General features: G+C 69.4%; 12 protein-coding genes. 6 read left to right on the plus strand and 6 right to left on the minus strand.

The window, feature by feature from the left end; all coding sequences use genetic code 11:
• Window positions 1-14: 14 nt before the first annotated feature.
• Window positions 15-494 carry an NUDIX domain-containing protein gene (locus tag ACFQRJ_RS02520; protein ID WP_377016702.1) on the plus strand — a complete coding sequence of 160 codons (480 nt, stop codon included), beginning with the start codon at window positions 15-17 and terminating at the stop codon, window positions 492-494.
• A gap of 173 nt (window positions 495-667) precedes the next feature.
• The gene (locus tag ACFQRJ_RS02525; RefSeq protein WP_377016704.1) at window positions 668-3,868 is read left to right on the plus strand and encodes a DEAD/DEAH box helicase; all 3,201 of its coding nucleotides are present in this window, start codon (window positions 668-670) and stop codon (window positions 3,866-3,868) included.
• Window positions 3,869-3,986: 118 nt separating this feature from the next.
• Here ACFQRJ_RS02525 and ACFQRJ_RS02530 read toward each other — a convergent pair whose 3' ends face one another.
• On the minus strand, window positions 3,987-5,522 hold the full coding sequence (locus ACFQRJ_RS02530; protein ID WP_377016706.1) for a UDP-N-acetylglucosamine 1-carboxyvinyltransferase: 1,536 nt from the start codon (window positions 5,520-5,522) through the stop codon (window positions 3,987-3,989).
• Between the two features lie 151 nt (window positions 5,523-5,673).
• Between ACFQRJ_RS02530 and ACFQRJ_RS02535 the strand changes: the two genes are divergently transcribed.
• Entirely contained in the window at window positions 5,674-5,964 is a 291-nt protein-coding gene (locus ACFQRJ_RS02535; protein WP_377016708.1) for a YrhK family protein, read from the plus strand.
• 27 nt (window positions 5,965-5,991) lie between these two features.
• Here the strand turns inward: ACFQRJ_RS02535 and ACFQRJ_RS02540 are convergent, their stop codons facing one another.
• Complete coding sequence (locus ACFQRJ_RS02540; protein WP_377016710.1) at window positions 5,992-6,522, minus strand: HNH endonuclease; 531 nt, start codon at window positions 6,520-6,522, stop codon at window positions 5,992-5,994.
• 383 nt (window positions 6,523-6,905) lie between these two features.
• Between ACFQRJ_RS02540 and ACFQRJ_RS02545 the strand changes: the two genes are divergently transcribed.
• Window positions 6,906-8,609 (plus strand): cation:proton antiporter, encoded by a 1,704-nt coding sequence (locus tag ACFQRJ_RS02545; RefSeq protein ID WP_377016712.1) that lies wholly within the window; start codon window positions 6,906-6,908, stop codon window positions 8,607-8,609.
• A gap of 183 nt (window positions 8,610-8,792) precedes the next feature.
• Window positions 8,793-10,760 (plus strand): N-acetylglucosamine-specific PTS transporter subunit IIBC, encoded by a 1,968-nt coding sequence (nagE, locus tag ACFQRJ_RS02550; protein ID WP_377016714.1) that lies wholly within the window; start codon window positions 8,793-8,795, stop codon window positions 10,758-10,760.
• A 127-nt stretch (window positions 10,761-10,887) separates the two neighbouring features.
• Here nagE and ACFQRJ_RS02555 read toward each other — a convergent pair whose 3' ends face one another.
• Window positions 10,888-14,535: a phosphodiester glycosidase family protein gene (locus ACFQRJ_RS02555; protein WP_377016716.1), complete on the minus strand. Its 3,648-nt coding sequence runs from the start codon at window positions 14,533-14,535 to the stop codon at window positions 10,888-10,890.
• 149 nt (window positions 14,536-14,684) lie between these two features.
• Between ACFQRJ_RS02555 and ACFQRJ_RS02560 the strand changes: the two genes are divergently transcribed.
• Window positions 14,685-16,082: a hypothetical protein gene (locus ACFQRJ_RS02560; RefSeq protein ID WP_377016718.1), complete on the plus strand. Its 1,398-nt coding sequence runs from the start codon at window positions 14,685-14,687 to the stop codon at window positions 16,080-16,082.
• Between the two features lie 17 nt (window positions 16,083-16,099).
• Here the strand turns inward: ACFQRJ_RS02560 and ACFQRJ_RS02565 are convergent, their stop codons facing one another.
• From ACFQRJ_RS02565 to ACFQRJ_RS02575, 3 genes are read right to left on the minus strand one after another with little or no spacing between them, the layout of a single operon-like run.
• Window positions 16,100-17,821: an aryl-sulfate sulfotransferase gene (locus ACFQRJ_RS02565; protein ID WP_377016720.1), complete on the minus strand. Its 1,722-nt coding sequence runs from the start codon at window positions 17,819-17,821 to the stop codon at window positions 16,100-16,102.
• A gap of 32 nt (window positions 17,822-17,853) precedes the next feature.
• Window positions 17,854-18,471 (minus strand): response regulator, encoded by a 618-nt coding sequence (locus tag ACFQRJ_RS02570; protein WP_377016722.1) that lies wholly within the window; start codon window positions 18,469-18,471, stop codon window positions 17,854-17,856.
• Window positions 18,468-19,580: a sensor histidine kinase gene (locus tag ACFQRJ_RS02575; protein ID WP_377016724.1), complete on the minus strand. Its 1,113-nt coding sequence runs from the start codon at window positions 19,578-19,580 to the stop codon at window positions 18,468-18,470. Before ACFQRJ_RS02575 ends, ACFQRJ_RS02570 begins: the two co-directional genes overlap by 4 nt.
• Between the last annotated feature and the right edge of the window lie 15 nt (window positions 19,581-19,595).

Genomic DNA, 19,595 nt, shown 5'->3' on the forward strand with positions numbered 1-19,595 from the left:
GGCACACTGGTCGCGTGCCCTCATCACGAACGCAGAGAAGCGCCGGGCTCCTGGTCCACCGCACCGGGAGCAACGGGCTCGAAGTGCTCATCGTCCATCCCGGCGGACCGCTGTGGGCCGCGAAGGATGCCGGCGCCTGGTCCCTGCCCAAAGGGCTGTACGACCCCGACGAGGAGCCCGTGGCTGCGGCGCGGCGCGAGTTCGCCGAGGAGATGGGCAGCTCGCCGCCCGACGGTCCGGTGCTCGACCTTGGCGAGGTGCGGCTGAAGAGCGGCAAGATCGTGACCGGCTACGCGGTCGAGGGCGATGTCGACGTCACGACGGTCCGGAGCAACACGTTCGAGATGGCCTGGCCACCGAGATCCGGGCGCGTCCAGAGCTTCCCGGAGGTCGACCGGGCGATGTGGTGCTCACCGGATGTTGCGCGCGAGAAGCTGAACCCGGCTCAGGTGGCCTTCGTGGAGAGACTGGAGGCGGCGCTCAGCGAACAGTGAGCTGGCTCGCGGGGCCGACGCGGAATGCTCCTCGTACGGGTGGGCATCGCGGAAAGGCCCGTTGCCGGGACCCCAGCGCCCGAGGGCAGGACGAAGCCGCAACTGTTCCTCCCCAACCACTACGCGTCCACAGGCCCCTACGAGCGGGATCGGCGGCTTGCCACACTCGCCGCATGCTCGACGAACACCCGGACCGGCCCGATGCCGACGACGACCTCGCTGCCGCTCGTGAGGGCGGCTCATCCGGGCCCGCCGGTCGCGACCACGGCCTGTGGTCCGGGATCCGCCCTGCGCAGATGGGTCTGCAGCCCTGGCAGTGGGAACGCGCCGGGCAGGAGCTGGAGCACGGGGTGATCCCGGCGTGCGCGACGCCTTCCAAGCACCTGCGCGCTGAGCTGGTCTTTCCCGACGGCACCACGGCACACGTGCAGAATCCGCTGTACGTGGCAGGTTCACCCTCGCAGTGCTCATGCGGCCACGGCCGATGCCAGCACGTGGCCACGGCCCTGCGTGCCCTGGCTGAAGGCCGTACGCGCACGCTCTGGCGTGAGCCCGTGAGCGCCGCGCTGGAGGGTCGCGACCGACGCGCTTCGTCGACCGGGGGCCGCCCGGCGAACTCGCCGGTGGTGACCGGGCTGGTGATCGGAACCATCGACCGTCCCGGTACCTACGCGGACCGCGGCGTGGCGGTGCGGCCGTCCCGTCGGACCCAGAAGGGCACGTGGCACCAGAATCTCGGCTGGGACGAGATCCGCAAGAACCTCGACTCGCTGCCGCCCGAGCAGCAGTCCGTACTGCGCACCCTGATGCGGTTCCGCACGCTCGAAACCCGGGAGGTGCCGCTGGATCACATGGGCCCGGAGATCTGGTCCCTGTTGGAGAGCGCGGTCGACGTCGGACTCGAGGTCGAGGCCGAGGGCGATCTGCACCTGGATCGGGAGCCGGTAATATTCGAGACCAGAGTGGCTGCGGCCGGCGACGGGCTGACGGTGCGAGCCCAGCCGGTGTGGCCCCGGAACCGCGGCATCCGGCGATGGCGACTGCTGGGACGGCCGGTGCATGCCGTGCTGGCCACCGCGACGGCGAACACCGTGGTGGCCCCGGTCGTGGCTGATCCCTCTCTCATCGCGCTCGCCCAGCAGGGCGATCTCTGGGTTCCCCGAGGAGATATCGACGACTTCACCGAAAGGGCATTGCCGACCTTGCGAGACGTGGCACCGGTGCACGTCCAGCGCAGCCCGGACCACTCGACCGGGGAACTCAGCGGTCCTCCTCCGGAGCTTCCCGACCCGATCCGGCTGGTCGCGACGCTCACGTCCCGCGCGACGCAGGGACTCCGTCTCACCTGGGGGTGGACATACGGGGGAGGCGACGGCGACGGAATGCGCCATGTCTTCGAGCTCGCGCCCTCTATCGACGGCGGGCGACGTCCCGGCGACGAACTCGAGACCTTGGCACGACTGAAGCGCGATATCGACGGCCTCGAGCGATGGCTCGACCGTGCCCCGCGCGACCTCGACCTCGTCGAGGCGTGCCGCTTCTCGCTCACCGTCCAGCGTGCTCTGTCCGAGCACGACCTCGCGATCGTGCTGACCACGGAGGACGCGCCCCAATTCGTCGAGGAGGAGCAGCCGACGATCGACTGGGACATCATCCAGACCGACCGGCGGGATTGGCTCGACCTGTCCGGTGCTATCAGGGTCGGCGACGAGCGGGTAGCGGTCAGTACCCTGATCCATGCCCTGCTGAGCGGCGAACCGCTGCTGGTCACACCCGCAGGCCACTACCTCGACCTGTTCACACCGCAGATGGCGGCGCTGCGCCGGCTGCTCGAGAGAGCGGCCGCGCTTCCGGACGAGGGCCGGCTGCGCATCAATCGTCACGACCTCGACCTCCTGGAAGAGCTGCACGATCTTTCGAGGTTGCAGCGCGAGGCGGAGCGGTGGCGCGAGGGGCTCGGCGCCGTCATCCCGGCCGACCTCTCCGAGGAACCGCTCGACGAGGGCGTCCACGCCACCCTGCGCCCCTATCAACTGGAGGGCTACCAGTGGCTGTCTGCCAGATGGGACGTCGGGCTCGGCGGGATCCTGGCGGACGATATGGGGCTGGGCAAGACCCTCCAGCTGCTGGCGGCGATCCGTCGACACCGGCGCCGCGACGAGCGACCCGTGCTGGTGGCGGCACCGCGCTCCGTGCTGTCCACGTGGGCGCAGCAGAGCGAGTTGTTCACTCCCGACCTGCGGGTACGGGTGATCACCCAGCGCCTGCCCGGGGCGGTGGCCGACGAGGAACCGGCCGACGTCTACGTCGTCTCCCACCACCTGCTGCGCCTGGATGAGGACGTCTACAGCGGTGTCGACTGGGCAGCTGTGGTGCTCGACGAGGCCCAGGCGGCGAAGAATCCGCTCTCGCGCTTGCACCGCTCCGTGAGGCACCTGAGGCGCGAGGTCACCTTCGCGATCACCGGCACTCCGGTCGAGAACTCGCTGCAGGACGTGTGGGCGCTGCTGGCCCTGACGGCCCCGGGATTGCTGCCCTCGCTGGCGGAGTTCAACGCCACCTGGCGCAAGCCGATCGAGAAGGCCGGCGACGCCCAGCTCCTGGAGGAGCTGCGCACGCGCATCGCTCCATCGATGCTGCGACGCACCAAGGAGCTGGTCGCGACGGATCTTCCCGAGAAGTCCGAGGACGTGCTGACACAGCCTCTGCATCCGCAGGCCGCCGACCATTATTCCCGCGTCCTGAACCGGGAGCGCCTGCGGATCATGGGCCTGCTCGCCGATCCTGACCGGAATCGCGTCGAGATCCTCGCCTGCCTGACCCGACTGCGGCTGCTCGCCACGGATCCCGGCACCGTCGAGGAGCCCTCCGCCAAGACCGCCGAACTCGTCGAACGGCTGCGCGAGACCTCGGCCACAGGGCACCGCGCTCTGGTGTTCAGCCAGTTCACCGGCCACCTCAAGATCGTCCAGGCGATCCTCGAGGGTGCCGGGATCACCACCAGTTACCTCGATGGCACCACAAGGGACCGAGAACGCGTGCTCGAGGAGTTCCGCCACGGGGACCAGGACGCCTTCCTCATCAGCCTCAAGGCCGGCGGGTCCGGCATCACCCTGACCGAGGCCGACTACGTCTTCCTGCTGGACCCGTGGTGGAACCCCGCGGTGGAGGAACAGGCCGTGGACCGCACCCACCGGATCGGCCAGACCTCACCGGTCAGCGTCTACCGGTTCGTCGCCTCCGGCACGATCGAGGAGAAGGTCCTGACCCTGCAGGACGAGAAGCGGCGGTTGGCCCGGTCGGTGCTGCAGGCAGACGGCACGGCCCCGGCGCTGCTCGATCCCGCACGGATCCGCGAACTTCTGGAGCCGTGAGCCGGCCGCGCAGCTGCGTGTCACGACGGGGACGACGCGAGCAGTGAACGGGGACGACGCGAGCAGTGAACGGGGACGACCGTCGCGAGCAGTGAACGCGGAGGGCTGTCGCCCGGGCTCAGATGTCGCGGAAGGTCTCGATCCGAGCGCCCAAAGCGTTCAGCCGCTCGGCAAGGTCCTCGTAACCGCGATTGATGACGTAGACGCTGCGCAGCACCGAGGTGCCCTTCGCGGCGAGCATCGCGAGCAGGATCACCACGGCGGGCCGGAGGGCCGGCGGGCACACGATCTCCGTGCCGCTCCAATGCGTCGGGCCCTCGATCAGCACCCGGTGCGGATCCATGAGCTTGATGTTGGCCCCGAGCTTGGTCAGCTCGGTGAGGTAGATCGCCCGGTTCTCGTAGACCCAGTCGTGCAGCAGCGTCTGCCCCTCCGCCGTTGCGGCGATCACGGCGAAGAAGGGAAGGTTGTCGATGTTCAAGCCGGGGAACGGCATCGGGTGGATCTTGTCGATGGGCGCTTTGAGATCCGAGGGCTGGGTGGTGATGTCCACCAGTCGCGTCTGCCCGTTGCGGGCCACGTACTCTGCGGAGCGGTCGTAGCGGAAGCCCATCTCCTCGAGGATCGCCAGCTCGATCTCCATGAACTCGATCGGAACGCGCTGCACCGTGATGCTCGAGCGGGTCACGATCGCGGCGGTGATCAGGCTCATGGCCTCGATCGGGTCCTCGCTGGGGGCGTACTCGACATCGGTGCGGATGTCGGAGGCACCGTGGATCGTCAGCGTGGTGGTGCCGATGCCCTCGATCCGCACGCCGAGCTTCTCGAGGAAGAAGCACAGGTCCTGGACCATGTAGTTGGGGCTGGCGTTGCGGATGACCGTCTCGCCCTCGTACGTGGCTGCTGCCAGCAGCGCGTTCTCGGTCACCGTGTCACCGCGTTCGGTGAGCACGATGGGACGGCGCGGACCGACACCCGGCGTCGCCGTGGCCTGGTAATGACCCTCGGTGGCCACGACGTCCAGGCCGAAGGGCCGCAGGGCGGTCATGTGCGGTTCGACGGTGCGGGTACCGAGGTCGCAGCCGCCGGCGTAGGGAAGCTGGAACTTCTCGGCGCGGTGCATGAGCGGGCCCAGGAACATGATGATGCTGCGCGTGCGGCGGGCAGCGTCGGCATCGATGGACGCGAGATCGAGCTGCTCGGGAACCTGCAGCTCGAGATCGTTCTCGGCATTGAGCCAGCGCGCCTTCACGCCGATGGAGGTGAGCACCTCGAGCAGGCGATTGACCTCCTCGATCCGGGCCACTCGGCGCAGGACGGTCGTGCCGGTGTTCAGCAGCGAGGCGCACAGCAGGGCCACGCCGGCGTTCTTGCTGGTCTTGACCTCGATCGAGCCGCTGAGGGTCGTCTGCCCCTGCACGCGCAGGTGGCTGGGGCCGGCGGTGCCGAGCCCGACCAGCTCCGAGTCCAGGGCGGAACCGATCCTCGAGACGGTCTCCAAAGTCAAGTTCTGCTGGCCTTTCTCGATGCGGTTCACGGCGCTCTGGCTGGTCTTCAGCTGAGCGGCGAGTTCGGCCTGCGTGAGGCCGGAGTGCTGACGGGCGTCGCGGATAAGAGTGCCGATGCGGGCGAGATACGTCTCGTTGACGGTCATGGTCCACACCGTATCTCTTCTATGAGATAAACGGGTGGAGGTGTGACGGTTTGCGCATCGCGGTACGGTCCCGCGGCAGGCGAGGGCGAGCGAGCGGCCGGTGAGAGGATGTCACCCGGGCACGCGTGGAGCCGGTTTCGAGGGAGCGGACATGGGGCATCAGCAGGACCAGGGCGACGCGGCGCTGGAGCTGCGCATCGGTCGCCACGAGCTCGAGCTGAGCAACAGGTACGAGGCCGCGAGCATCGCCAACGATGTGCTGATCGGGCTCTGGTTCATCATCGGCTCGATCTGCTTCTTCTCCGAGCAGCTGATGTCTCTGGGGACCTGGCTGTTCCTCATCGGGAGCATCCAGATGACCATTCGACCCGCCATTCGACTGGCTCGCCGCGTCCACCTGCGCCGCATCGGCGCAGGCTCCGCCCATTCCATGGATTTCTGAGCTGACTGAGCCCAGGAGGCGGCGATCCTATGAGGCGACGGCCAGGACGGGCAGCGCTTCGACATGCCCGCCGACGCGGTACGCCCGCGCCGGGTCGTACGGTTCGAAGCGCAGGTCCATGCCTGCTTCCTGCGGCGTGCGATCGGCTTTGCGGTTGTTGCACTCCTTGCACGCCGAGACCAGGTTGAGCCAAGAGGACGGGCCGCCGCGCGAGATCGGCATGATGTGGTCCACGGTGGCCAGCAGCGCCTCCGTGGCGGGAGTCTTCGACACGCTGCGACCGCAATAGGCGCACGTCCAGTGGTCGCGCTCGTGGATGGCGCGGAACGAGAAGCCGATCGAACGCCGTCCGCCGCCCTCGACCCATGCGCCGCTGAGCTCGCGGGTCAGTTCGAGCGCCGTGGGCACGATCCGGTCCATCACCATCGTCAGCTCGACGGGGTTGGCCACCTCGCGGCGGATCATGCCGAAGGCGTGGCGGACGGTGGTGGTGTGCAGCAGCTCGCCGATCCCCGTCTCGGGGTCGTAGCCGAGGTTGTAGACCCGGACCTGCGACATCGCCGCCACCTCCTTCCGACGGACGCGAGTGTCGATCCACTCGGCCCTATGGTGGAACCCTCGGAGCGGACCGAGCATCTGCAGTGTGGCGTGCCTGTGCACCTAGTTTCCACTGATTTGCCGCCGGAATGTGGGACGTCGAGGTGTCCTGTGCTTGGACATTGCGAGAACTTGCGGTGACCTGGGCAGGGGGCGAGGACGTGCCTGGCCGTCTCCGGGTGGCGGAGTGCGGCAGCCGAGCGTGCAGCGACCGACGGGCACGGAGAAGGTGACCAGCGGGCACGCCTAGGATCGGGTGACGAGAACGTCGGATTCGGGGGACCGCGGCACTCACCGGCCCAGGCCCCGCACGTACATCCGCCCCCCGAGCGTGAGGAACCGTTGTGGAGCTCGAGCAGTTCGAGATGGTCGCGGTGGTGGCCGTGCTGATCATCGTCGCGGCGTCTTACTTCGCGAAGAAGCTGGGCCTGGCCACCCCGATCCTGCTCGTCCTCGTCGGCCTCGGACTCAGCCTCGTGCCGGGCATGCCACCGATCGCGCCTGAGCCGGGCCTGATCCTCGCCGTCGTGCTGCCGCCGCTGCTGTACTCGGCGGCAGTGAACATGCCGGTGATGGATTTCCGACGGGACCTGCGCACGATCGGCGCTCTATCGGTGGTCCTGGTGCTGGTCTCCGCCTTCGCGATCGGCGGTGTGCTGTGGTGGATCTTCCCCGACCTGAACTTCGCGGCGGCGGTAGCCGTGGGGGCCGTCGTCAGCCCGCCCGACGCTGTCGCCGCCACCTCGATCGGCAAGCGCCTCGGCCTGCCGCCGCGTCTGCTGACGATCCTCGAGGGTGAGGGTCTGGTCAACGACGCCACCGCGCTGGTTCTCCTGCGCACCGCGGTCGCCGCCACGGCCGGCGCGTTCTCCTTCCGGGAGGCCGCCGGGGACTTCGTCTACGCCGTGGTGGTCGCAGTCCTCGTCGGAGTGGCGGTCGGATTCCTGGCGGTACGCATCCGCTCCAAGATCGACCAGCCGGCGCTGACCACGGCGATCTCCTTCGTCGTCCCCTTCATCGCTTTCCTTCCCGCCGAGCTCGCCGATGCCTCCGGAGTGCTCGCTGTGGTCGCTGCCGGGCTGGTCACCGGAGCGATGGGCGTGCGGCGCCTCAGCGTGCAGGACCGCAACGCCGAACGCACGAACTGGCTGACCGTGCAGCTGCTGCTGGAGAACGGGGTGTTCCTGCTGATGGGCCTGCAGCTGGTCACCCTGGTCGACGACGTCGAGAATGTCGGCCTGTCCGTCTGGAACGCGGTGTGGATCGGGTTGGCGCTGACCGTTGTGCTCGGGATCGTCCGCGCCGGATTCGTGATCCCGCTGGTGCTGACCGCCCGTGCGCGTCGCTCCGACCACGAGGAGCGCGCCCGCCGCTTCGGCGAGATCCTCGAGCACGTCTCCGAGGACGAGCGCTTCCAGCAGCACCCCCGCGGGCCGCGCATCCGGCGCTGGCTGCAGCGTCACCATGCGGACGCCCGCTTCTATGCCGGCAACGGCCTCGGCTGGCGCGGCGGGGCCGTGCTGGCGTGGTCCGGCATGCGCGGCGTGGTCACCCTTGCCGCGGCCCAGTCGCTGCCCACCGACTTCCCCTATCGCACGCAGCTGATCCTGGTCGCCTTCGTCGTGGCGCTGGTGACCCTGGTGGGCCAGGGCAGCACGCTGCCGCTGCTGATCCGTGTGCTCGGGGTCCGCGGTACCGACGAGGAGCAGGCCCAGCGCGAGCTGTCCCTGCTGCTCACCGAGCTGGGAGAGGCGGCCGTCGGTCAGGTGCTCGAGAACCCGGATCTCCGGCGCAGGGACGGCACCCCCTTCGACCCCACGGTGATCGAGCGGGCCCAGACGATGTACGCGAAGCTGACGGATCGGGGCGGCAGCGAGAGCGAGGACGATCCGGTGCGCGCTCAGTACCCCGAACTGATGGAGCTGCTGTTCGACGCCCAGCAGGACACCCTGAATCACGCCCGCTCCACCGGGACCTATGACTCACACACGATCGCCCGTGCGCAGAAGCGCCTCGACGAGGGCAACGTGCGGCTCAAGTCGCTGTAGCGGGGACGGCGGCGCACCGGCGGGCATGACTCCTATGGCGTAGGTCATCTCGATCGGTCCAGAGGGGCGCCGGCGGGGCCCGGAACACAACAGGTGTGCACAATAGGTGCTTGATCCCTTGAGCGCACCGCGCGGCGACGCCGCCGGGTACTTTCGGTGCGCTCACAACCCTGAGAGGTTTCGATGAAGTTCTTCCAGCGACTCGGCAGATCCCTGATGCTGCCAGTGGCCGTTCTCCCCGTCGCCGCCATCCTCAATGGCCTCGGCTACTGGATCCTCACCGCCACCGGCGACGAGAACAATCTTGCCGGTGTCTTCCTCACCACCGCCGGCGGTGCGCTACTGGGGAATCTCGCGCTGCTGTTCGCCATCGGTGTCTCCATCGGCATGGCCACGAAGCCCGACGGCACCTCCGCATTGGCCGGTCTGGTCTCGTGGCTGACGGTGACCACGCTGCTGAGTCCGGAGAGCGTGGCGCTGTTCCGGAGCATCGAGGAAGGCGCCGTCGATCCGGCCTACGGCCAGGTCGAGAATGTCTTCGTCGGCATTCTGTGTGGGCTCATCGGCGCCTACACCTATGACAAGTTCAAGGACACGAAGCTGCCCGACGCACTGGCCTTCTTCTCCGGCCGCCGCTCCGTCGCGATCATCACCGCCGGGATCTCGCTGGTTCTGGCACTGGCGCTGTTCTTCCTGTGGCCTCTCGTCTATGGCGGCCTGGTCGACTTCGGTGAGTTCATTCTGACCCTCGGCCCGCTGGGTGTGGGCATCTACGGATTCCTGAACCGTCTTCTGATCCCGCTGGGCCTGCACCACGCGCTGAACTCCGTGTTCTGGTACGACGTGGCCGGGATCAACGACCTCAACAACTTCCTGGACGGCTCCGGCACCTACGGGGTCACCGGCCAGTACATGACCGGATTCTTCCCGGTGATGATGCTGGGGCTGCCCGGCGCGGCGCTGGCGATGTATGTGACCGCGAAGTCCTCGCGCCGCAAGATCGCCGCCGGCGTGCTGCTCTCCAGCGCGATCGCGTCCTTCTTCGTGGGTGTCACCGAACCTCTCGAGTTCTCCTTCATGTTCCTCGCCCCGGGTCTGTACGTCGTCCACGCCCTGTTCACCGGCATCTCCATGGCGGTCAGCGCCATGCTCCCGGTACGCATGGGCTTCGGCTTCTCCGGCGGCTTCATCGACCTGGTGCTCGGCTGGGTCAATCCCATGGCTCAGAACCCGTGGCTGATCCCCGTGATGGGCGTGTTCTGGTTCGTCGTCTACTTCGTGGTGTTCTACGCGATCATCAAGCGTTTCGATCTGAAGACGCCCGGCCGTGAGGACGAGGACCTCGTCGGCGCCCCGGCCGGCGGAGACGCCGCCACCGGCGACGAGAAGTATCTCGCCACGGCGACCTCGTTCCTCGGTGCCCTGGGCGGCAAGGACAACATCCTCGACCTCGAGCACTGCGCGACCCGTCTGCGGATGCAGGTCGCCGATCCCTCGGTGATCGACGACGCGGCGCTCAAGCGCGCCGGGGCCGCGGGCACGATGAAGCCCGGTGGTGGCTCGGTCCAGGTCATCTACGGACTGAACGTCCAGTTCGTCAAGGACGCGATGGACCGGATAATGAGCGGGCAGGCCGCCCCCGTCGCTGATCCCGCCGCGGTCGCCGAGCCGGAGCGCGGCGGGGACGAGGGCTCCGCCGCGGCCGATGCGCCGGCCGGCGGCCTCGCCACCATGACGCGGGCCGGTCACCTGGTGCGTCTGCGCCGCCCGCTCCAGGGCGCCGAGGTTGCACTGGCCGACGTGCCGGACCCGACGTTCGCGCAAGGGATCATGGGTCCCGGCATCGCCATCGAGCCGATCGACGGCGAGGTCGTCGCCCCCGCCGCCGGCACCGTCAAGCATGTGTTCGAGACCGGGCACGCCGTCGCGCTGCTGCTGGACGACGGCACCGAGCTGCTGATCCACGTGGGCCTGGACACCGTGCAGATGAAGGGCGAGGGCTTCACCCCGCTCGTCGAGGTCGACCAGCGCGTCAGCGCGGGGACGCCCCTGCTGCGGGTCGACCTGGGAGCGATCCGCAACGCCGGGCATCCGACCATCACTCCTGTCATCGTGCTCAACGACAAGGACGCCACGATCGAACTGGTCTGATGTGAGCTGTCCCTGAGGGGACTCTCCAGAGCCTGCGCCGATGTGCGCCGGCAGTGGAAGCGGACAAGGACGCGGCCGCCCGGATCTCTCCGGGCGGCCGCGTCCGCATCAGGGGAAGGGCCGCGGGTTACTCCTCATCCTGCGGGTCCGCGGGCGCGGGGCTCCGGCCGGAGCCCTTGCCGTTCCCCTTCCCGTTGCCGTTGCCATGACCATTGCCGTTGCCATTGCCGTGACCGTTGCCGCTGCCATGACCATTGCCGGGCTTGTCCGGGCCCGGTCCGGGCTCGCCACCGACCACGGTCACGGTGCTCTCGGCGCTCCGGCCGTTCACCGTGACCTGCACCGTCGCGGTACCTGGGCGCAGCCCGGTGATCTCGCCGGTCACCGGGTTCACCCGGACCACGGCGCCGGCGTCGGCCTGCTCCGGCGCGTCACCGGAGGCCACGGTCGCAATCTCTGCCCCGTCGGCCGGAGAGGTCGGTGAGCCACCGTCGACCTGCACGCCCTCACCGCCCCACTGCGCGGTGACCGGCCAGGCCACCGGCACGGTGCGGCCGTCCTGCGTGAACGACGCCGCGGCGGAGCCGACGCCACCGACGGGCAGCCCCGAGCTCGCCTCCAGGGAGATCTCATCGACCCACGGATGGGTCTCGGCGGCGAGCCAGTTCACCCGGTCGGCCGTGGTGGGGTCCTGTCCCACCACACCGGCGCCGGGACTGATCCCCAGCATCGTCCACCCGGTGAAACCGCCGGTCTCCGGGGTGCCGGCAGGCGACTTCCCGGAGTTGCCGTTGATCAGGGTGGTCACGCCCTCGACCGCCGAGCCGTGGAAGACGCCCACATGGGAGTTGATCAGCGCCGCCGACTTCCCGGAGGAACGGCGGAACTCCGCCAGCGCGTCCTCCACCGCCCGCGCCTCGCGCTGGTCGGCGAGCTGGCTGGCCTTGCTCGGCAGCGGATCCGTCGGCGGATGGTGGAAGAAGACCGTCACGCCCGTGAGCGTGTCCGAGGCGGCGACCTCGCTCAGAGTCTCCTCGAGCTGGGCGATCTGGTCGATCCCGCCGCCGGCGAGGGTGCCGGAGGCGGTGTTGAGCGTGACGACCTTGGTGCGCCCCAGGTTCCGCTCGGTGGTGATCGGCCCGAAGGCGTCCTCGAAGTTCGCGATGTCCCCGCCCATGATCTCGTGGTTGCCGGGCACGTAGACGTAGTGGATGTCCTCGCCCCACTCCTCATCGAGGATCTGCTGGGCCAGGGCGAAATCCTCCGGCGAGCCTTCGTCGACGAGGTCACCGTTGATCACCAGCAGGTCCGGCTGGGCAGCCTTGATCTCCTGCAGAGTGCGCCGGGCGCCCTCGACGGCACCGCTGTCCGGGTTCGCGGCGATGAACTGGGCATCGCTCATCACGGCGATCTGCTGGGGGCGATCGGCCACGCTCCCGTGGCTGAGCAGGGCGGCATCGTGGACGCGCGGCTCCTCGGGAGTGTCCGCGACGGGAGTGGTCACCGTCTGCAGGTTCGCCACCGCGATGTCCCCCTGATACTGCGCTTCGGGGCGCGTCTCCATCATCCGCAGGCGCTCGACGGTCAGTGGCTGGGCGAGGCCCTCGGGCACGGTGAACCGCACCTGCTGCCAGCCGTCGAAGGTGATGTTCTCCGCGTCGAGGTTGGTGACGGTGCCCTCCGCATCGCGCACCTGGAGCCGGGGCCACACCCCGCTGGAATCCCCTCGCACATCGAGGGTGAAGGCGAGCGCCGTGCCCTCGACCTGCTTCGGCTCGTTCGCCACCAGGTAGAAGCCACGAGTGGCGGTCGAGGCGGTGAAGTCGTAGGTCATGCCGATCGCGGAAGTGGCAGCGCCGTCCTCGCCGACCGGACCGTCGGCGGCGGCGATCTCACCGCTGGCGCGGGCGGTGGCGGTGCTGAACGCCGCCGGATCGGTGAGGTCGAAGACCGGCTGGGTCTCGGTGCCCTGGGTCAGGGCGACCGTGGTGGACAGGCCGCCTGCTGTGAACGTCACGGCGCCGGAGCCGGAGTCGCCGGTCGCGCGGACCGACCAGCTGCCCACACCGTCGGCGGCGACCTCGAAGTCTCCCTCGACGTCGATCTCGGCGTCCCCGGTCTCGATGCGGGCACGCTGGCCGTCGCTGTCCAGGCCGGACAGCGTCAGCTGCGCGGAATCCTCGGCGTCGGCGAGGTTCACGGCGCGCCGATCGGCCTGCAGGACGACGGGATCGCCGAGCACGCGCAGCTGCTGACGGGCCTCGTGACCCTCCGCGGCGTAGGTCACCGTCGCCTCACCCTGCTCGGTGCCGCGCACGACGGCGCCCTCGGCGTCGGAGGTCTCGACCCGGGCGGGACCGTCGGCGGTGAAGGAGCCGTCGGCCATCAGCGGTTCGAGGTTGGCGCCCAGGCCGGTGGCCTCGTAGGTGCGCCGCATGCCGGGGAAGACGGCGTCGGCCTCGTCGATCGCCGGGGTCGCCTGCACGTCGCTGAGCTCTTCGGCGGGGGCGTCGGAGTAGAACACGAGCGCGTTGGGGACCTGTCGCACCTCGCCGTCCGAGGGACTGTTCCAGATGGCGGAGCTCTCGCTGCCGGCCGTGCGTGCGGCCAGGGCCGAGGAGCCGCCGCCGTCGAGGTTCAGCGCGTTGTAGGCGCCCATGTCCTGAAGGATCTTGCCCGCCTCGGGCAGCGTCATGCCGCGCGAGGAGGACGAGCGGCCGTCGATGACCATGACGAACAGCTCGGAGCCGTCCTTGCTGACGCCCACGGCGGTGCGCGGGTGCTCCCCGGTCACCAGCGAGCCCGAGCCCATGTCCGGCACTGTGCCGTCCTCGAGGATCTGATGGGAACCGGCGATGCCGAGATCGACGTCCTCGCTGGGGCCGACCTCGATCTCGACGCTCTGACCCACCTCGAGAGCGGCGACCGCGTCGGCCCCCGCCTCACGGCCCAGCAGCACCTGCTCGCCATCGGCGATGTCGGGATCCCCGGCGGTCTCCTGGATTCCGCTGACCTCGGTGACCACACCGTCGACGACGCTCGCGCGTGCCACCTTCCCGGCCGGGGCATCGGGGGCGCCGACGGGCCGATCCAGCGTGTAGTCGCCCCAGGCGGCGGTGTACAGGCCGATGCCGTCCTCGGAGATCGAGGGGTTGTTGACTCCGGCGAGCTCCTGGCTGCTGCCGTCGTCCAGGGTCAGGGTGCCGGTGGCCGAGAGTGCCTGCACGGCGGCCTGGCCGTCGGCGACGGTGAAGGCCGGGCGGGGCGTGGGCGAGCCCATCCGGACCCCGTCACGGGAGACGGAGGTGTAGATCGGGGCGTCGGAGTGGTTGATGTCGAAGAAGGTGCCGTTGACGGCGGCGACCGCCTGGTCGCCCTGCGGACCAGAGGTCATCACGTCCTGCAGCGGGGCGCGACCGGAGACCGACCCTCCGTCGGCGACGTCCATCGAGAGGCTGGATTCGCGCAGGTCCGCCGTCAGCACGCTGCCCTCGTTCCACCCGCCCGACTCCAGGCGGGAGAAGTTGGTCAGCTCGAGCCCGGGGGCGACCCGGTAGTTGCGGGTCTCCGGCAGGACGCCGCCCTCGGCGAGCTGCTCGTCGGTGACCTCGGCGGATGCCGACGGGGCCTGCAGCGCCTGCAGGGCGAGCAGCGAGGGCGTCAGCAGCGCGAAAGCTGCGACCAGGGAGAGCAGCCTGGTCAGGGATGAGCCCGATGACGTGGCCGGGCCACCGGCGGGGAGGAGAGGGGCGGGAGAGGAGGAGGATGCAGACATGAGGAGGTTCCCAGGGGGATCGAGGACTGGAAGCGCTCCCAACCTAAGGACCGGACGCGACCTCTGTGAGGTCACTCGATGAACGCTGGATGAATCCCGATGTCCCGGCCATGGTGGCCGGATGGCCGTCAGGGCGTCATGCTGGAGGGATGTCGGACAAGAAGCGCCACGGGCACCCGCAGGACGAGCACGACTCGGCCTCACGGCAGCAGTGGCAACGGGAAAGAGAGCAGGTGCTGGCCGAGTACGGAACATGGCGCAGCAGCGATGACGAGCGTGCCGATGTCGCCACCGAGGTGCAGACCCTCGAGACCCTGCTGCGGCTGAAGGCCGAGCAGCAGGGCAGCCCGGAGCCCGGCGTGTGGCGGGAGGAGCAGACCACGGCGCTGCTGACCGAGGTCGTCCCGCGCACAGTCATCCAGCCTCGCGAGCAGGTGATGGATCTGGTTCCCACCCTGAAGCAGTTCTTCGCCTACCTGCGGGCGACCGGCAGGTGGGATCCCGATTCCATGCGTCCCCAGGAGGCCCCCACTTTGCTGGGCAGCCTCGAGTTCGCAACGCTGGAGGCGGCCGACGATCCGTCCCGGCGCTCGTTCTCCACGAACATCCTCGGCTACGGCCTCGCCCAGGGCGTCGACCTCGAGGACGACGCCGAGCTGGCCATCTACATGAACTGGTACAACTCGCTGCCCGACGAGGAGCGCCTCGAGCTCAGCGAGACCGGCCGGCTGGCGAATCCCTCGACGCCGTTCGATCCGGACACCGCGCCGCGCGAGAGCCCCGCCGCCGGCGTATCGACCTCGGCCTGGCCCTGGTTCCTGCCGGCCCCGGACGAGGACATCGGCAATCCGCTGGCCGGTACCGACCCCGGCCAGGAGCGCGAGGCGTTCGCCGCCAACTCCTTCGTCCAGCGGGCGGTGGCTGTCCTGGAGTTCGTCGGCGACGGCCGCCGGGTCACCGGTACCGACGCCCTCGGCCGCGCCGATTCTGCAGCCCTGCTGGAACAGATGGGGATCGAGCGGGGCGTGCGGAGCATGTGGGACCACCCAGAGCTCGCCGGGCCGTGGATCGCACTGCTGGACGGGGGATGGCTGGAGATCGGCGCCGGCTGGGTGCGGCGCGAGACGGGGCCGGTCCGCTTCGTCCCGGCGTCCGAGGATCCCGACGGGTTCGTCGAGTTCGGTCACGCCGTGCTCACCGCGACACTGTTCGGCAAGGACGCTCGCGACGGGGCGGACGGTGGATTCATGGGCATGCCGGATACGATCGCGGCCCTGCTGGTGGCGTGCGGTCCGGGCGGCCTGACCTTGCACGACGCCCTCTCGGAGGAACCCGATGCGCCGGAGGTCCCGCAGGATCCGTCCACCGGAGAGTGGGACCGTGATGAGCTGAGGCGCCTCTTCGCCGTCGCCCACGACCTCTCCGACCTCGCCGCCATGGGCGTGCTCGAACGCGATGGCAACCGCTACAGCGGGTCATCGGCGGTGATGGTGGCTCTGATCGAGCTGATCAAGGAGCACGGCCCGGGGGAGAGCGAGAGCCGCTAGCGGGGATGGACGCCCGTTCACGCCCCGGCGAACCAGAAGTCCTCGAAGCCGTCCTTGTACACCCGGTACGCCATGCTCTGGGAGTCGTAGCGGTACTGCGCCAGCGGGGTGCCGTCGGCCGCGCGCTCGGAGAACTCGTTGTACCGGCCGGAGTTGACCACGAGCGGATCATCCACGGTGCCGCCGCCTAGTCGTTGGACGTTGGAGACCACGGAGGAGTAGGCGACGTCGACCCGCAGGTCCTCGCCGAAGGTGCCCGCGCTTTCGTCGACGAGGTACCGCAGGATGTGACTGGTGCCCTCCATGTCGTCCGTGCTGGATCCCTCCGGCTGCAGGTCCAGCCAGTCCTCCTCGTCGCGGGTGCCGAGGTTCCACCAGTTGTTGTTGTACATCTCGAGGTAGTACTGCCCCTCGGGCAGGGAGTCGTCGTCGATCCGCCGCACCGAGTGCTGACCGGCGATCTCGGTGGGGGAGCCGTCCGGGCTGAGGAACTGGTCCTCGTGCTCGGTGCCCGCGTACAGGCCTTGAGCTCCGATGAGCCAGCGCACCGAGGGGTCGGAATCGGCCTCGAGCGCATCGTCCAGGGCGATGATGGTGGAGGTCTCGCGGCTGGAGAGGTACATGACCCCGCCGGCGACGTGGATGGAGTTGATGTGCGTCCAGTCCTTGCCCTTCGCCGTGGTGCCTCCGGCCTCTCCCTCCTGGGTGTGCGCGAGCTTCTCGTACTCCGGGAACACTTTCTGCAGGTCCACGCACTCGGCGGACTCGCCGGAGGTGAGGTCGATGCGCATCACCCGGTCCTCGACCCGATCGGTGTTCTCGGCCGAGGTCAGCAGGTAGGCGACGTCCCCCACCACATCGAGGTCGTGATGGGCGAGATGACCGTCGATATCGATGATGATTCTCGCGTGTCCCAGCGGGTCGATGACGGAGACCTGTCGCCCACCGGTGGTGGTCACCAGGCGTCCGTCCTCGCTCACGAAGTTGTGCTGACTGTGGTCGCCCGAACGGAACTCTGCGCGCAGCACGCCGCGTTCGTCGAACAGGATCGTGTTGAAGCTGTTCTCCGGTTCCCGGCGGGTCACGCCGGCCAGGGCGAACAGACCAGGGGTCAGAGCCTGCTCATCGTGGATCTCGGTGGAGAGCTGCGTGCTGTAGTCCGACAGAGCGGCGGGGGCTTTGACGTGCACCCGGGAGGTGACCGTCTCGCCCCTCTCGGGCTCCCACGTCAGGGTGAGGTCGTTGTGCGCGCCGGGGACCAAACCGATCACCAGCCCCTCGAAGCCGGACCCGTCGGCCGCATGGTTCGCGGCGGTGCGCGAGTAGTCCTCGGTGCCGAGGACCTCGACGGAGTACGAGAGCCGCCCGGCGGCGGCGACGGTGAAGTACACGTACAGACCCGTGCGCGTGGTTCCGTAGGGGTCGAGCACCAGCAGCGGCTCCTGCGCCGTCCACTCCTGCTCCTCCTTGGCGGCCTGCAGCACGTCGTGGCGGGCCGACTGTCCCTGTTCCGTGTACGTCTCCGGCGCGGCCCCGCCCTCGGGGACGTCGAAGCCGACCTGACGGATCGGATGGTCGCCGTACGCGTCGGCGTACTCGGAGAGCTTCGCGGTGGCCTTGGCCGTGGACCCGTCGGGATCCTCGGTGCACCCCGCCAGGGCGAGCGCGCCGACGCCGGAGACGGCCAGCAGGGCACGACGCGTCAGCGACGCACGCGGTCGGTCGGAGGTCAGAGCCATGGGTGCTTCCTTCTGTTCTCGGTCCGACGAGTCTAGAGCGCCGGATCGACCCAGCCGTGCTCACGCGCCAGGGCCTCGGCCTCGGCGCGATTGCGGGCACCGGTCTTGCCGATCGCCGAGGAGAGATAGTTGCGCACTGTCTGTTCGGAAAGGTGCACCGACGTGGCGATGTCGGCGACGGTCGCGCCCCCGCGGGACCGCACCAGCACCTCCGCCTCCCGAGCCGTGAGCGGATTGGGCGGGGCGCTCAGGGCGGCGGTCGCCAGTCGCGGCTGGACGACCCGCTCCCCGGCGAGCACTCGACGGATCGCTGCGGCCAACTGGTCAGCAGGATCGTCCTTGACCAGGAATCCCCGCGCGCCGTCGGCCATCGCCTGACGCAAGTACGCCGCGCGCGCGAAGGTCGTGACGATGATGGCGGCACACCAGGGTGCTTCATCGGCGAGGCGGGGGAGTGCCTCGAGTCCGCTGCCACCCGGGAGGTCGATGTCCAGGAGTGCGACATCGACCCGGTGCCGCCGGACAGCCGGCAGTATCTCGTCACCTCGTGCCACCTCGGCGACGACCTCGAGGTCGTCTTCGAGCTTCAACAGCGAGGCCAGCGCGGATCGCAGCATCGCCTGGTCCTCGGCCAGCAGTACTCTGGTCACGGCGACGACGACTTCCTTTCATGAGGCGACGCGGCCCAGGCCGCGGATACCGGGAGGGTGGCCTCGAGACGGAAACCGTCGTTCGTCGGCCCGGCCGTGAGCGTTCCACCATGCTCATCGATACGCTCTCGGAGGCCTCGCAGACCCGCTCCGGCACGGAACGGTCGGGAGGTCCCGGGCCCGTCGTCGGCGACGACGAGCTGTGTCGCATTCGCGTCGACTGCCGCGACGATGTGGCAATGCTGCGCCCGCGCGTGGCGGACCACGTTCGTCACGCCCTCGCGGATCACCCAGACCAGGACGGCCTGAGAGTCCTGGTCGAGCCCGGGCGGAGGCGGGTCGATCCTGACGCGGATCCCGGCGGCACGCAGCGCCGCCCCGGCACGGGTCAGCTCGTCCTCGAGTCCGCCGTCACGGTAGCCCGCTACGGCGTCCCGGACCTCCGCGAGCGCGGTGCGCCCCAAGGACTCGATGTCTGCGCCGTGGGCGGTCGCCGATGCCGGATCGGCCTCGGCCAGCCGACGCACCGCTTCGGCTTTCACCACGATCACCGACAGGGTGTGGCCCAGCAGATCATGCAGGTCACGCGAGAACCGCAGCCGCTCGGCCGCCACCGCTGCCTCGGCCAGCTCGCGCCGGGTCCGGTCAAGCTCGGTGACCGTCGCAGCGAGGCGGTGGACGACGTAGGAACCCATTCCGCTGAGCAGAGTGGTGACGGCCAGGCCAGCGACCACGCCCGCGTCGACGCGGGCCAGCATGGCCACGGCAACCGTCACGACCGTGATCAGGGCGATCGCTGCCGGACCGGTGTCGGGCGGGAGCACCACACTGGCGGTGATCGCGACCAGCGGCAGCGTCGCGAAGGCGAGGCCCGGACCGTCGGCTGAGGTGCCGGTCAGGAGAATCGCACCGGCCAGGACGCCCTCGAGGGCGAGGAGCAGGACGGGCGTCAGCCGGCGCCGTCGGGCTCGTGAGGGGCGGAGGACGACGATCATGGCGGCCGCGAAGGACGCGCACAGCGCGAGCATGAGGGCCAGGTCGAGCCAGCGTCGCTCCTGCACGGCCACGACCAGGAACGCCCCCAGCAGCAGGGGAGGCCACGCCAGCACCAGCCACGGGCCGAA

Source organism: Brachybacterium sp. GCM10030252 (genome assembly GCF_042666535.1).
GTDB lineage: Bacteria > Actinomycetota > Actinomycetes > Actinomycetales > Dermabacteraceae > Brachybacterium.

Excerpts from the sequence above, each read along its gene's own strand:
- ACFQRJ_RS02525 (WP_377016704.1), top strand. The coding sequence starts at position 668 with ATGCTCGACGAACACCCGGACCGGCCCGATGCCGACGACGACCTCGCT.
- ACFQRJ_RS02530 (WP_377016706.1), bottom strand. The coding sequence starts at position 5,522 with ATGACCGTCAACGAGACGTATCTCGCCCGCATCGGCACTCTTATCCGC.
- ACFQRJ_RS02535 (WP_377016708.1), top strand. The coding sequence starts at position 5,674 with ATGGGGCATCAGCAGGACCAGGGCGACGCGGCGCTGGAGCTGCGCATC.
- ACFQRJ_RS02540 (WP_377016710.1), bottom strand. The coding sequence starts at position 6,522 with ATGTCGCAGGTCCGGGTCTACAACCTCGGCTACGACCCCGAGACGGGG.
- nagE (WP_377016714.1), top strand. The coding sequence starts at position 8,793 with ATGAAGTTCTTCCAGCGACTCGGCAGATCCCTGATGCTGCCAGTGGCC.
- ACFQRJ_RS02555 (WP_377016716.1), bottom strand. The coding sequence starts at position 14,535 with ATGTCTGCATCCTCCTCCTCTCCCGCCCCTCTCCTCCCCGCCGGTGGC.
- ACFQRJ_RS02560 (WP_377016718.1), top strand. The coding sequence starts at position 14,685 with ATGTCGGACAAGAAGCGCCACGGGCACCCGCAGGACGAGCACGACTCG.
- ACFQRJ_RS02565 (WP_377016720.1), bottom strand. The coding sequence starts at position 17,821 with ATGGCTCTGACCTCCGACCGACCGCGTGCGTCGCTGACGCGTCGTGCC.